This window comes from Cupriavidus agavae, from assembly GCF_004217045.1.
In the GTDB taxonomy this organism is placed as follows: Bacteria; Pseudomonadota; Gammaproteobacteria; order Burkholderiales; family Burkholderiaceae; genus Cupriavidus; species Cupriavidus agavae.
Map to the genome: position 1 here is coordinate 871,409 of NZ_SGXM01000001.1, position 13,992 is coordinate 885,400.

10 protein-coding genes and 1 other RNA gene are annotated in these 13,992 nt (G+C 68.3%); 8 read left to right on the forward strand and 3 right to left on the reverse strand.

Annotated elements, in window-relative coordinates:
• Positions 1-48: 48 nt before the first annotated feature.
• Positions 49-147: signal recognition particle sRNA small type (gene ffs / locus EV147_RS04010), an RNA gene on the reverse strand.
• Between the two features lie 173 nt (positions 148-320).
• On the opposite strand from ffs, the gene EV147_RS04015 reads away from it, so the two are divergent.
• From EV147_RS04015 to EV147_RS04040, 6 genes are all read left to right on the forward strand, one after another.
• Positions 321-2,813, forward strand: a complete 2,493-nt coding sequence (locus EV147_RS04015; protein WP_130389806.1) for an adenosylcobalamin-dependent ribonucleoside-diphosphate reductase — start codon at positions 321-323, stop codon at positions 2,811-2,813.
• Between the two features lie 309 nt (positions 2,814-3,122).
• Positions 3,123-4,799 carry an L-lactate permease gene (locus tag EV147_RS04020; protein WP_130389807.1) on the forward strand — a complete coding sequence of 559 codons (1,677 nt, stop codon included), beginning with the start codon at positions 3,123-3,125 and terminating at the stop codon, positions 4,797-4,799.
• Between the two features lie 126 nt (positions 4,800-4,925).
• Entirely contained in the window at positions 4,926-7,319 is a 2,394-nt protein-coding gene (locus tag EV147_RS04025) for a DNA polymerase III subunit gamma/tau (protein ID WP_130389808.1), read from the forward strand.
• Positions 7,320-7,400: 81 nt separating this feature from the next.
• Positions 7,401-7,727 (forward strand): YbaB/EbfC family nucleoid-associated protein, encoded by a 327-nt coding sequence (locus EV147_RS04030; protein WP_092594129.1) that lies wholly within the window; start codon positions 7,401-7,403, stop codon positions 7,725-7,727.
• A gap of 37 nt (positions 7,728-7,764) precedes the next feature.
• Positions 7,765-8,379 carry a recombination mediator RecR gene (gene recR, locus EV147_RS04035; protein ID WP_130389809.1) on the forward strand — a complete coding sequence of 205 codons (615 nt, stop codon included), beginning with the start codon at positions 7,765-7,767 and terminating at the stop codon, positions 8,377-8,379.
• Between the two features lie 4 nt (positions 8,380-8,383).
• Positions 8,384-9,289 carry a LysR family transcriptional regulator gene (locus EV147_RS04040; protein ID WP_130389810.1) on the forward strand — a complete coding sequence of 302 codons (906 nt, stop codon included), beginning with the start codon at positions 8,384-8,386 and terminating at the stop codon, positions 9,287-9,289.
• Positions 9,290-9,344: 55 nt separating this feature from the next.
• Here EV147_RS04040 and EV147_RS04045 read toward each other — a convergent pair whose 3' ends face one another.
• On the reverse strand, positions 9,345-10,667 hold the full coding sequence (locus EV147_RS04045) for a GGDEF domain-containing protein (RefSeq protein ID WP_130389811.1): 1,323 nt from the start codon (positions 10,665-10,667) through the stop codon (positions 9,345-9,347).
• Between the two features lie 65 nt (positions 10,668-10,732).
• Positions 10,733-11,494, reverse strand: coding sequence for a substrate-binding periplasmic protein (locus EV147_RS04050; RefSeq protein WP_130389812.1), 762 nt, complete (start codon positions 11,492-11,494; stop codon positions 10,733-10,735).
• Positions 11,495-11,783: 289 nt separating this feature from the next.
• On the opposite strand from EV147_RS04050, the gene EV147_RS04055 reads away from it, so the two are divergent.
• Positions 11,784-12,980, forward strand: a complete 1,197-nt coding sequence (locus EV147_RS04055) for a CaiB/BaiF CoA transferase family protein (protein ID WP_130389813.1) — start codon at positions 11,784-11,786, stop codon at positions 12,978-12,980.
• On the forward strand, positions 12,977-13,957 hold the full coding sequence (locus EV147_RS04060) for a hydroxymethylglutaryl-CoA lyase (protein ID WP_130389814.1): 981 nt from the start codon (positions 12,977-12,979) through the stop codon (positions 13,955-13,957). The genes EV147_RS04055 and EV147_RS04060 overlap by 4 nt, the downstream gene beginning before the upstream one ends.
• Positions 13,958-13,992 lie beyond the last annotated feature (35 nt).

Below are 13,992 nucleotides of genomic sequence, written 5' to 3' on the forward strand. Positions count from 1 at the left end.
GGAAATCACGCGGAGAACCCGCAGGAAACACACAGAAAAAACAGGAAGGGGGACGAGCCTGACCCTCGGCACTGGCGGAAAACGGCTGTGGCTGCTTCGTTCCCGACCTGACCAGGTTGACCGCGCCGCCATGCGAGGAGGCCCGTCCGACCGGCATTGTAACCCAACCTGAGACGGGGGTCGGAATTTCGTTGTTATGCGATGTTTCTTGATGGGCTTTTGATCTGACACCGGGGTGGTGCGCGGCCATGCTGGCAGCATGGCGGACGGCAAATTTCAGCCATTCGACTCATTGACGATCTCATCCAGACAGGTTGGGCATGAACGCAAACGACCAGATCCTCCGTGGCGCCCTGGTGCCGCAAGACATCTCCATCGAAGTGCTGCAGGAAAAATACGCCAAGGGCGAAGAGCAGTCCATTGACGATGTGCGCCGAAGGGTGGCGAGGGCGCTGGCGGAGGTTGAGCCCGAAGGGCAGCGCGAGACGTGGGCGGCCCGCTTCCTGTGGGCGCTGGAAAACGGCTTCGTGCCGGCCGGACGCATCAATTCGGCGGCCGGCACCGGCATCCAGGCCACGCTGATCAACTGCTTCGTGCAGCCGGTGGGCGACTCGGTGTCGGAGAGCAAGAACGGCAAGCCGAGCATCTACACGGCCGTGGCGCAGGCCGCGGAGACCATGCGGCGCGGCGGCGGGGTGGGCTACGATTTCTCGTCGATCCGGCCCGGCGGCGCGCTGGTGCGTGCCACCCATTCGCGGGCCTCGGGGCCGGTGTCGTTCATGAAGGTGTTTGATGCGTCGTGCGCCACGGTGGAGTCTGCCGGCGCGCGGCGCGGGGCCCAGATGGGCGTGCTGCGCTGCGACCATCCCGATATCGAAAGCTTCATCCACGCCAAGGATCGCGGCGACCTCAGCAACTTCAACATCTCGATCGGCGTGACCGACGAGTTCATGCGCGCCGTGGAAGCCGACGAGGAAGTGGAACTGATCCACGAGGCCGAGCCCGGCATGGATGCCATCGAGGCCGGCGCCTACCGGCGCGACGATGGCCAGTGGGTGTACCGCCGCGTGGCGGCGCGCCGGCTGTGGGACCAGGTCATGCAGGCCACCTACGACCATGCCGAGCCGGGCATCCTGTTCCTGTCGCGCATCAACGCCGACAACAATCTCTATTACTGCGAGCGGATCGAGGCCACCAATCCGTGCGCCGAGCAGCCGCTGCCGTCGTATGGCTGCTGCTGCCTGGGGTCGGTCAACCTGACGCGCTTCGTGCGCCAGCCGTTTGCCGATGACGCCAACTTCGACTTCGAGGCGTTTGCCGAGGTGGTGCGCGTCTCCACGCGCATGCTCGACAACGTGCTCGACGTGACGTTCTGGCCGTTGCCCGAGCAGCAGGCCGAGGCGCAGGCCAAGCGCCGCATTGGCCTGGGCTTCCTTGGCCTGGGCAGCGCGCTGGTGATGCTCGGCCTGCGCTACGACTCCGACGCGGCGCGCCAGATGGCTGCGCGGATTTCCGAAACGATGCGCGACCACGCCTTCCTGGCATCGGTCGAACTGGCCGACGAGAAGGGCCGCTTCCCGCTGTTCGATGCCGACGCCTACCTGCGCGGCGGCTTCGTGAGCCGGCTGCCGGCGCCGGTGCGCGAGGCCATTGCCGAACACGGCCTGCGCAACTCGCACCTGCTGTCGATCGCGCCCACGGGCACGATCACGCTGGCGTTTGCCGACAACGCGTCGAACGGCATCGAGCCCGCGTTCTCGTGGACCTACAACCGCCGCAAGCGCATGCCCGACGACAGCTACCGCACCTTCGAGGTGGCGGACCACGCGTGGCGGCTGTATCGCCATCTGGGCGGCGATGTCGAACAATTGCCCGAGAGCTTCGTCACGGCGCTCCAGATGTCGGCACTCGATCACATGCGGATGCTCGAAGCGGTGCAGCCCTATATCGATACCAGCATCAGCAAGACGGTGAACGTGCCCGAGGACTATCCGTACGAGGCGTTCCGCAACCTCTATCTGGAAGCGTGGAAGGCCGGGCTGAAGGGGCTGGCGACGTACCGTCCCAACCAGGTGCTGGGCGCGGTGCTGTCCGTGGCACCGGCGCCGGCCGCGCCGGCGGCCACGCCGGCAGCGCAGCCCACCGACGACGATCCGCTGGTCCGCCCGTTTGGCAGCCGTCCGCTCGGCGACCTGGAAGGGGTGACATCCAAGGTCGAATACCTGACCTACGAAGGGCACAAGACCGTCTACCTGACCGTGAATTTCATGCGCGTGGCCGGTTTTGTCGACGGCCAGCCCGTGACGATCGAGCGGCCGATCGAGTTCTTCATGCCGGCCGGCCAGCGCTCGGAAGGGCAACAGTGGATCACGTCGACGATGCGCCTGCTGTCGATGGTGGCCCGTTCGGGCGGCCCGATCGCCAAGGCGCTGGCCGACATGCGCAACGTGGTCTGGGACAAGGGCACCGTGCGCTACGGCTCGCTGGTGCGGCAGGACGGCACCGAGGTGCCACGCTTCCATGACTCCGAGGTGGCCGCGCTGAGCTATGCGCTGCAACGGATTCTGATCAAGCGGGGGTTCCTTGATGACGAGGGCGGTCAGGTGCCGGTGCAGGCACTTGGCGCGCGGCTGGCAAGGCGGGATGGGGGCGAGGCGGCGGTAACGCTGGCGCGGCCCAGCCAGGCATCGTCTTCGGTCGCCACCGGGCTTGGTACCGGCAAGCGCTGCCCCGAGTGCGGAGCGCACGCGCTGCACAAGGTGGACGGCTGCGCGAAGTGCGCGAACTGCGGGTATGTAGGGGAGTGCGGCTGAAGGCTGAAGGTTTCGGTCGCTGCCTGCGCGCGCGCGGCAATGCCAGCGGAAGCTGAAAACACCCGTTTGAAGGAGTAGTCTGCCCCCACGATTGTGAGACACCAGCCTGCCCCCGCATAAACCCTGATCCGTGAATCCCGTTCATGACAATGTTGACAGGATTTAGGGTCGAGTGACGGGAACCCGTCCTTACAATCCCCTTTCTGCTCTCCCGCGCGGCCCTTGCGCCGCGTGGCGGAGCAGTGCCGGCCGACAGCGAGCCCGTCAGAGGCGCGCGGCCGATTCAAACCAGAGGAGGATTCAATCGTGGTGTGGAGTCAAGTTTACGACCCGCTCGGCAGTATGGCGTTGTCCACTATTGCCGCGGGTGTGCCGGTGGCCGTGCTGCTTGCGGCGCTGGCGTTCTTCCATATGCAGGCGCACCTGGCGGCCGGACTGGCGCTGGTCGTGGGCGTGGCGGTGGCGGCCTTCGTGTTCGGCATGCCGGTCGAGATGGCCGGCAAGGCCGCCGGTTTCGGCATCGTGTCCGGTCTGTTCCCGATCGGGTGGATCGTCCTCAACATCATCTTCCTGCACCGGCTGACCACGCTGAACGGGTCATTCAAGGTGTTGCAGAACTCGATCTCGGGCGTGACCGAGGACCGCCGCCTGCAACTGCTGCTGGTGGCATTCAGCTTCGGCGCGTTCTTCGAGGGCGCGGCCGGCTTCGGCACGCCGGTGGCCGTGACCGGCGCCATCCTGATCGGGCTGGGCTTCTCGCCGCTGGCCGCGTCGGGTCTGGCGCTGATCGCCAATACGGCTCCAGTGGCGTTTGGTGCACTTGGCGCGCCGATCATCGGCCTGTCGTCGGTGACCGGCATCGACCAGGTGCAACTGTCGGCGATGATCGGGCGGCAACTGCCGTTCTTCTCGGTGCTGGTGCCGTTCTGGCTGATCTGGGCCTTTGCAGGCTTCCGGGGCATGCTGGCGATCTGGCCGGCCATCCTGGTGGCGGGCGTCAGCTTTGCGGTGCCGCAGTTCCTGGTGTCCAACTTCCATGGCCCGTGGCTCGTGGATGTGATCTCGGCGCTGATTTCGATGGGCTGCCTGACGATGTTCCTGAAGGTCTGGCATCCGAAGGAGATCTGGACGTCGACCCGCATCCTGGGCCGTCATGACGATTCCAAGGTCGACCACCCCGAGGCGCTCGAAGCCGAGGCCAAGGCCAACGCCGCGGCGGTCAATATCTCGGTCGTCAAGGCGTGGATGCCGTGGGTGATCCTGACCGTGTTCGTGTTCGTCTGGGGCGTGCCGGAGTTCAAGAAGCTGATGGACGGCCTCTGGGCCTGGAAATATTCGATTCCGGGGCTCGACAAGGCCATCATCAAGGGCCCGCCCGTGGTGCCGAAGGAAATCGCCGAAGGCGCGGTCTTCAACTTCAACGTGCTGTCGATGGCGGGCACCGGCATCCTGGTGTCGGCGCTGGTCGGTGGCCTGCTGATGGGCTACACGGTGCCGCGCCTGCTCAAGGAGTACTGGGAGACGATCAAGCTCGTGCGCTATTCTCTGCTGACGATCTGCGCCATGTTCGGTATCGGCTACCTGACGCGCTACTCGGGGCTGGACGCCACGCTGGGCCTGGCTTTCGCCCAGACCGGGGTGTTCTATCCGCTGTTCGGCACGATGCTGGGCTGGCTGGGGGTGGCGCTGACGGGTTCGGACACCGCGTCGAACGTGCTGTTCGGCGGGCTGCAGAAGACCACCGCCGAGCAACTTGGGCTGTCGCCGACGCTGATGGCCGCGGCCAACAGCTCGGGCGGCGTGATGGGCAAGATGATCGACGCCCAGTCGATCGTGGTGGCGTCCACGGCCACCAAGTGGTACGGGCACGAGGGCGAGATCCTGCGCTACGTGTTCTTCCACTCGGTCGTGCTGGCGGTCATGGTGGGCCTGTTCGTGACGCTGCAGGCGTACGTCTATCCGTTCACGCTGATGGTGATCCACTGACGCGCGGCGGCCCGCCCGGGCTGCCTGCGGCAGGATGAGCCCCGCCTGGCATGGCGGGGCTTTTTCATTGGGCGATGGCGGCTGGCGCGCGGTTGCTCGGGTCCGCCTTTTGCTACAATCGCCGCCATGAGTTATCAAGTTCTAGCGCGCAAATGGCGCCCACGGGATTTCACCACGCTGGTCGGCCAGGAGCACGTGGTCCGCGCGCTCACGCACGCGCTGGAACAGCAGCGGCTGCACCACGCCTACCTGTTCACCGGCACGCGCGGGGTCGGCAAGACCACGCTGTCCCGCATTCTGGCCAAGGCGCTCAACTGCACCGGCCCCGACGGCAGCGGCGGCATCACCGCCCAGCCCTGCGGCCAGTGCCAGGCCTGTACCGAGATCGATAGCGGCCGGTTCGTCGACTATATCGAGATGGACGCGGCCTCGAACCGGGGCGTCGACGAAATGGCGCAACTGCTGGACAAGGCTGTCTACGCGCCGTCGGTGGGCCGCTTCAAGGTCTACATGATCGACGAAGTGCACATGCTGACCAACCACGCCTTCAACGCGATGCTCAAGACGCTGGAGGAGCCGCCCGGGCACGTCAAGTTCATCCTGGCCACGACCGATCCCCAGAAGATTCCGGTCACCGTGCTCTCGCGCTGCCTGCAGTTCAATCTCAAGCAGATGCCGCCGGGGCATATCGTCTCGCATCTGGACCATATCCTCGGGCAGGAAGGCATCGCCCACGACGGCAGCGCGCTGCGCCTGCTGGCGCAGGCGGCCCACGGGTCGATGCGCGATGCGCTGTCGCTGACTGACCAGGCCATCGCCTACAGTGCCGGCCAGGTGTCGGAAGACGCCGTGCGTGGCATGCTCGGCGCCATCGACCAGAGCTACCTCGTGCAACTGCTGGACGCACTGGCCGCCGAGGATGGCGCCGCGATGATCGGCATTGCCGATGCGATGGCAGACCGCAGCCTGTCGTTTGCGGGCGCGCTGCAGGATCTGGGCTCGCTGCTGCACAAGATTGCGCTGGCGCAGGCGGTGCCGGCATCGGTGCAGGACGAATGGCCCGAGGCCGAGGACGTGCGCCGGCTGGCTGGCCAGTTCGACGCGCAGGATATCCAGCTTTTCTACCAGATTGCCAACCTCGGACGCGGCGAACTTGCGCTGGCGCCGGACGAATACGCCGGCTTCACGATGACGCTGCTGCGCATGCTGGCGTTCCGTCCGTCGAGCGCGCCGGCCACGCCGGTGGGCGGGCAGGGCGGCCAGCCAGCGGCGCGGCCGCGTCCGGCCGGTGCGCCGGCTGCCCCGGCGCCGCGTGCGATGGCGGCGGCCCCGGTGGCGGCTGCCACGCCCCCGGCCCGGCCCGTGGCCACGCCTGCGGCATCCCCGGCACCCCCGGCGCCCTCGGCACCCCCGGTAGCCGTGGCCAGCCCGGCGCCTGCGGTGACGCCGAAGGTGGAACCGGCTCCGGTCCGCGCCGCACCGCCGCAGGTGGCTGCACCGGTCGCATCCGAGGCCCCGGCCCCGGCTGCCGCGCCGGCGGTCAGCCGTCCGAATTCCCCGGTCCGCGCCGCACTGGAAGCCGCGCGACAGGCATCGGCAGGCAAGGGCGGTGCGCGCCCGGCAGGCGCGGGTGCGCCGCCGATGGCCGGCGCCGCTGCTGCTGCTGCCCAGCGGCAGGCTGCCCAGCCGTTGCGTCCGCCCTCGGCGGCCCGCCCGGCAACGGTGGCGGCCCCGGCGCCCGAGGCTGCGGCCCGTCCCGCGCCGGCTGCACGTCCTTCCGCGCCGGCTCCGGAACCCGCCGCACGTGCCGAACCTGCGGCCCCGGGCGCTCCGGCCGCGCGCAGTGGCGACGTGCCGCCGTGGGAGGAAATGCCGCCGGACCTGCCCGTGATCGGCCCCTATGAGTCCGATCCCGGCATCGGCCAGGACTACGACCCCGGCTTCGATCCAAATTTTGGCGGTTTCGACAACGGTTTCGAATCGGAGAGCTTCGACCGTGCGCCGCGCGGCGGCCGTCGTGCCCCGCCGGCCCCGGCGCCCGCGCAGGCCCGCAGGCCCGAGCCGGAACCCGAGCCGGCCGTGGCGCTGGCTCCCGCCGTACCGCCCGTGGCGCCGAGCGCGGCCGATGACGGCACGCCGGCGATCTTCACCGGCGACTGGCCCACGCTGGCCGCGCGCCTGCCGCTCAAGGGGCTGGCGCAGCAACTGGCGCTGCAGAGCGAGCTGCATCGCGTGGTCGGCCGGTCGCTGCACCTGCGCGTGCCGGTGGCGGCCATTGCCGAGGCCAGCGTCGCGGAGCGGCTGCAGGCCGCGCTGAACGAGGAATTTGGCGTCGAGGTGCGCGTGCAGTGCGAGATTGGCGCGGTTACGCATACCGCCGCGGCGGTGGACGCCGCGGCGCGCGCCGAACGCCAGCGCGAGGCCGAAGCCGAGATCGAGCGCGATCCGTTCGTGCAGGGTTTGCTGCGCGAGTTCGGCGGACAGATCGTGCCGGGCTCGGTCCAGCCGCGCGCCGCCTGATATTCCAGAGGCGGCCGCCTGAGCCAGGCGCGCCGCCCGTATCCATCCACACAGATTTCGCATATCCCAAGGAGTGATCCCATGATGAAAGGTCAACTGGCCGGGCTGATGAAGCAAGCCCAGCAGATGCAGGACAACATGAAGAAGATGCAGGAGCAGCTGGCCCAGATCGAGGTCGAGGGCCAGTCCGGCGCCGGTCTCGTGAAGGTGCTGATGACCTGCAAGAACGACGTGAAGCGCGTGACGATCGATCCGAGCCTGCTGGCCGACGACAAGGACCTGCTCGAAGACCTGGTGGCCGCCGCGTTCAACGACGCCGTGCGCAAGGCCGAGGCCACCACGCAGGAGAAGATGGGCTCGATGACGTCGGGCCTGCCGCTGCCCCCGGGCTTCAAGCTGCCGTTCTGATGCAAGCCTCCCGCCCGCCGGCGGCGCCGGTGCCTCGATGAAGGCGGCGCCGCCCACCTCGTTGCAGGCGCTGGTCGAGGCGCTCAAGGTGCTGCCCGGCGTGGGCCCGAAATCGGCCCAGCGCATGGCCTACCACCTGCTGCAGCACGACCGCGACGGCGCCCGCAAGCTCGGCGACGCGCTGCGTGGCGCCGCCGATGGCATCCGCCATTGCGCGCGCTGCAACACGTTCACCGAGCAGGAAATCTGCGAGACCTGCCGTGATCCGGAACGCGACGCCACGCTGCTGTGCGTGGTGGAGACGCCGGCCGACCAGGTCATGATCGAGCAGACCCTGACCTATCGCGGCCAGTATTTCGTGCTGATGGGGCGGCTTTCGCCGCTCGACGGCATCGGGCCGAAGGAAATCCACCTTGACCGCCTGCTGGCGCGGGCCACCGAGCCCGAATCGGGCGGTCCGGCCACGGAGGTGATCGTGGCCACCAATTTCACGAGCGAGGGCGAGGCCACTGCGCATTACATCGGCGAAATGCTGAAGGCGCGCGGGCTCAAGGTGTCGCGGCTGGCGCGGGGCGTGCCCGTGGGCGGCGAACTCGAATACGTGGACGCGGGCACCATCGCCCGCGCCGTGATGGACCGGCGCACGCTGTGACGGCATGAACCTCGCCCGCTTCGATCTCGTCACGCTCGGCCTGTTCGTGGCCGTGGCCCGGCAGGGCAGCATCTCGGCCGGGGCGCGGCAGTCGCACCTGGCCGTGGCGGCGGCCAGCAAGCGGATTTCGGACCTGGAGACCGCCGTGGGCGCGCCGCTGTTCTTCCGCCATGCCGCCGGCGTGCAACTGACCGAGGCCGGGCAGGCCTGCTTCCACCACGCGCTGACGATCCTGCAGGACGTGGAGCGCATGGCCGGCGTGATGTCCGACTACGCCTCGGGCGTGCGCGGGCAGGTGCGCGTCTGCGCCAACACCTCGGCCATCACGCAGTTCCTGCCGGACGACCTGGCGCAGTTCATGCGCCAGCATCCCACCATCCGGATCGAGCTGGAAGAGCACAACAGCAGCGACATCGTGGCCGCGCTGATGGAGAACCGCGCCGACGTCGGGATCTTTGCCGACCGCACGCCGTGCACCGGGCTGGTGACGGTGGAATACCGGCAGGACGAACTCGTCATCATCACGCCGCCGGGCCATCCGCTGGCGCAGCAGGGCGCGGTGCACTATGCCGACGCGCTCGAATACGATTTTGTCAGCCTGCCGCAGGTAACCTCGCTGGCCGCGCGCCTGCTCGAAGAGTCCAGCCGGCTGGAACGCCAGTTCCGGCTGCGCATCCAGGTGCGCAGCTTCGACGCGATGTGCCGCATGGTGATGGCCGGGCTCGGCGTCGGCGTGCTGCCGAGGATCGCGGCCGAGCCGCACGTCAAGTCGATGGGGCTGGCGCTGGTTGGGCTGCAGGACGCCTGGGCGCGCCGCTCGCTGCTGATCGGCATGCGCGACCCGGCCGGGCTGACGGTGTCGGGAAGGTTGCTGATTTCACATCTTTGCGGGGATCGGGCGCCGTTTTGAGGTTCATGGGTGTTTGCTCCCCTCTCCCTACGGGAGAGCGGAGCAAGATGGCGCGTCAGGTCACGACTGCGTCAACCTCTCCAGACTGCACCCGATTCCGCCCCCGGCGCTTGGCCTCATACAGCGCCTGGTCGGCCCGCGAGATCATGCCGTGGATGGTGTCGCCCGGCTGGTAGCTGGCCACGCCCAGGCTGGCGGTCATCGCCCCCATCACCGAGAAATCCTGCGCCGCCACGGCGTGCCGGAGCGTCTCGGCCTGCGCGGCGGCGTCTTCGAGGCCCGTGTCGGGGCAGATGATCAGGAATTCCTCGCCGCCCCAGCGGCCGACGATGTCGGCGGGCCGCTTGGCTCCGACGATGCGCTCGGCCATCTCGACGAGCACGCGGTCGCCCACCTGGTGGCCATGGTTGTCGTTGATCGACTTGAAACGGTCCACATCGAGCAGGATGATCGAGAATGCGCTTTGCCCGGCCAGCGCGTCGATCAGGGCCTCGTCCAGGTAGCGGCGGTTGAACACGCGGGTCAGCTGGTCGGTGCGCGAGAGCGTTTCGAGCTGCTGGTTCTTCTCCATCAGTTCGGCCTGGGTGGCCTGGATCTGGGCGAAGGCGTTGTTGCTGCGCTGGATGGCGGCGCGCACGGTCAGCTCGGCCTCGGTGCGCTCGGCGATGATCAGCTTGAGCTTGCGCAGCACCTGGTTGAAGCCGTCGATCACGCTGTCGAACTCCTGCCGGCCGATCCGGCCCAGTTCCTCGGGCTCGTCGCCGTGGCGCGAGGCCAGTTGGAACAGCGCGCGCTGCAGGTGTTCCAGCGGGCGGAAGACCATGCGCAGGCCGAAAGTCAGCAGCAGCACCAGTACCACGTCGATGGCCGCAACCTCGCTCAGGCCCTGGATCATGGCGGCGCGCAGCGCCTGGTGCATCGGCTGCCGGCTGAAACGGACCACCGCCTTGCCGATCGACAGTTCGCGCCGCCCGGCGTCGATATTGTCCGGCGGATAGATCACCACCTGGCCCAGCAGGTCGTCGGCCCCGGCCGCCGCGCAGGGCGGGCCGTCGCGATAGGCCGGGCGGCCGGCCGTGGCGTAGGTTTCCTTGCCATCGGGCGAGAACACGCACGCCTCCACCACCTCGGGGTGGATCAGCGTGGAATCGAGCCGCGTGCGCAGGATGCCCACGTTGAGCGCCCAGGTTGGCTCGGCCAGGCTCTGGGCCAGGCCCTCCAGCACATCGATGCGGGTCCGCTCGAAGCGCTGTTCCAGCTCCTGCTGGTAGAGCCAGTGCCGGTGCACGCCGAATGCGCCCAGCGTCGTCGTGGTGACGACGATGAACAGCACGATCATCCTGGTCCGGATCGAATGAACCGGTGGCAGCGGAGGCATGAGGCGGAGATCCTGGCGGGTTCCAGCGCGGGCGCGGATGCGGCGGGGCGGGTCAGTGCGGCATTCTAGTCAGCCGCCGCCCGGTTGAACAGGTCTCGGAATTTCGCCAATTCCGGATGGGCTTCCTCGTATTTCTTGCTGAATCCGATGTGGACGGTCTCGGTCTTGACCAGCATCGCCAGCCGTGACTTGTATCGCATGCGTTCGGGCAGGCCCCGGGCTTCGAGCCCGCGCAGCGCCTCGCCAATGACCACGCTGGGGTTGACCACGCAGTCGATCTCGCCGACCAGCATTTTCTTGACCAGATCCTGGAATTCGTGCCCCTCGACGATCGTGATCCGGCCCTCGCGGCCCATCTGGAAGAAGCGCGGGCCGGGCGCCAGGTAGTTGCGCTGGTTGCCGAAACGCAGCCCGGCAAAATCGTCGGGATAGTGGTGGAAGGTGCGGCCCTCGATGGCGTCGCGGTTGCAGTGCACGGCTACCTCCTCGGCGTAGAACGGCTTCGAATGGTTCAGGTAGGGGCGCTCCTTCGGGCGGTAGTAGACGCCCAGGATGCCGGCACTGTTGCCGTTGCGCGCCTCCTCGACCGTGCGGGCCCACGACGCGAAGCGGATCTCCACCTGGTAGCCCGGAATACGGTTCAGCACGCGCCGCACGTGGTCGATGTAGGCGCCTTTCGGCACGCCGTTCTCCTCGTACGAGAGCGGACGCTGGCCGGCTTCGGAGTACAGCACGATGGTGGTCTGGGCGATGCCGGGTGCGGGGCCGAGCGTGGCGGCCAGCAGCAGGGCGGCGCGGAGAATCCGGCGAAGGCGGGCGAAATCCATGGCGGTTGCATGCCGGCGGGCAGCCCGGCTGGGAATCAGGAGGGGTCAGGGCTCCGGGATGCCCCGGATGCTTCCGATACGGGTACGGCGTGAACTCCAATGCATCAGTAACGGCACGCCGGCGGCCAGGTTGAGTGTAGCCGGGCAGGGTATTCCCGAATCTTTCGCATTCCGAGAAAGCCCGCTTTCCGTATTGCCGATTCCGCGCCACCCCGCAACGGGGCACACTCCGTTCAAACCAGAAACCAATCCCCCAGATGGGTCACGTTCTACGGAGACATTCCCCAACATGGCGCAACAGATTCTCAATGGCATCCGGGTCCTGGAACTGGGACAACTGATTGCCGGCCCCTTTGCCGCCAAGACGCTGGCCGACTTCGGCGCCCACGTCGTCAAGGTGGAACCTCCCGGCCAGGGCGATCCGCTGCGCAAATGGCGCATGATCCACGAGGATACCTCGGTCTGGTGGGAGGCACAGTCGCGCAACAAGCAGTCGATCGCCATCGACCTGCGCCAGCCCGAGGGCCAGGCGCTGGTGCGCAAGCTGGCCGCCGAGGCCGACGTGCTGATCGAGAACTTCCGCCCCGGCACGATGGAAAAGTGGGGCATGGGGTGGGATGTGCTGCACGCCGCCAACCCGAAGCTGATCATGGTGCGGGTCTCGGGCTACGGCCAGACCGGCCCGAAGCGCGACGAGCCGGGCTTTGCCGCCGTGGCCGAGGCCATGAGCGGGCTGCGCTACCTGACCGGCGAGCCGGGCCGGCCGCCGGTGCGTGCCGGGCTGTCGCTGGGTGACACCATTGCCGGGCTGCATGGCGCGCTGGGCGTGCTGCTGGCGCTGTACGAGCGCGATGCGCGCGGCGGGCAGGGCCAGGTCATCGACGTGGCGCTCTATGAATCGCTGTTCAACCTCAGCGAAAGCCTGCTGCCCGAGTATTCGGTGTTCGGCGCGGTGCGCCAGCCGGCCGGCGGCGCGCTGCCGGGCATCGCCCCGTCCAATGCCTACCCGTGCGGCTGCGGCGACTACGTGCTGATTGCCGCCAATGGCGACGCCATCTTCAGGCGCCTGATGGGGGTGATGGAGCGCCCGGACCTCGGCGACGACCCGGAGCTGGCGCGCAACGATGGCCGCGTCAGGCGCGTGGACGAAATCGACGCCGCCATCGGCGCCTGGACCAGAACCCACACCGTGGCGTCGGTGCTCGACATCCTGCGCGGCGCCGACGTGCCCTCGGGCCGGATCTACACCGTCAAGGACATTGCCGAGGACCCGCATTACCGGGCGCGCGGCGTGATCGAGACGGTCACGTCGGCCGGTGGGCTCGACGTCGAGGTGCCCGGCATCATTCCGAAGCTGTCTGGCAACCCGGGTGCCATCCATGACCGCGCGCCCACGCTGGGCGAGCATACCGACGCCGTGCTGGCCGAATCCGGCTTCGACGCGGCAGCCATCGCGGACCTGCGGGCCCGGGGAGTGATCGCATGAACGCCAGTATCCAGAACCGCTATCCGCTGGCCGGGCCGGCGAAGATCGAGATCAACGACGTGGCGCCGCGTGACGGCCTGCAGATCGAGACCTTCATCGTGCCCACCGGGGGCAAGGTGGCCTTTGTCGACGCGCTGGCCCATTGCGGCTTTGCCCGGATCGAGGCCACGTCGTTCACGTCGGCCCGCGCCATCCCCGCGCTGGCCGATGCCGAGGCCGTGATGCACCAGATCGAGCGGGTGCCCGGCGTGGCCTACACGGTGCTGGTGCCGAACCTGCGCGGGCTGGAACGGGCGCTGTCGTGCCGGCCGGACGAGGTGAACCTGGTGATGTCGGCCAGCGAGACGCACAACCGCGCCAACCTGCGCATGACGCGCGAGCAGTCGAAGGCGCAGTTGCTGGCGATGATCGCCGAGGCGGGCAAGGCCGGGGTGCCGGTGAACGTGTCGCTGTCGACCGTATTCGGCTGCCCGTTCGAGGGCGAGGTCGACGAGGCCGAGGTCATGGCGCTGGCCCACGGGTTTGCCGAGGCGGGCACGGCCGGCATCACGCTCTGCGACACCACCGGCATGGCCTACCCGAACCAGGTGGCGGCGCTTTGCGAGCGGTTCCGGCGCGAACTGCCGGATACCGGCCTGACGATCCACCTCCACAACACGCGCGGCATGGGGCTGGCCAATGCCATGGCGGCCTGGCAGACCGGCGTGACGCGCTTCGACGCCGCCGCCGGCGGCCTGGGCGGCTGCCCGTACGCGCCCGGCGCCAGCGGCAATGTCAGCACCGAGGAACTGGTCCATATGTTCGCCTCGATGGGCGTGGACACCGGCATCGACCTCGACCGCCTGCTCGGCGTGGTGGGCGGCGTGTCGGAACTGGTCCAGCGCAACGTGCCCAGCCAGCTGCTGAGCGCCGGCCCACGGCTGCGGACGCACCAGCCGCCGGGGTGGATGGCGGAGTTTTTTGCGGGAGCTGATTGATCCCTACTCGTTTTTTGCGCCCCTCTCCCGCGTGG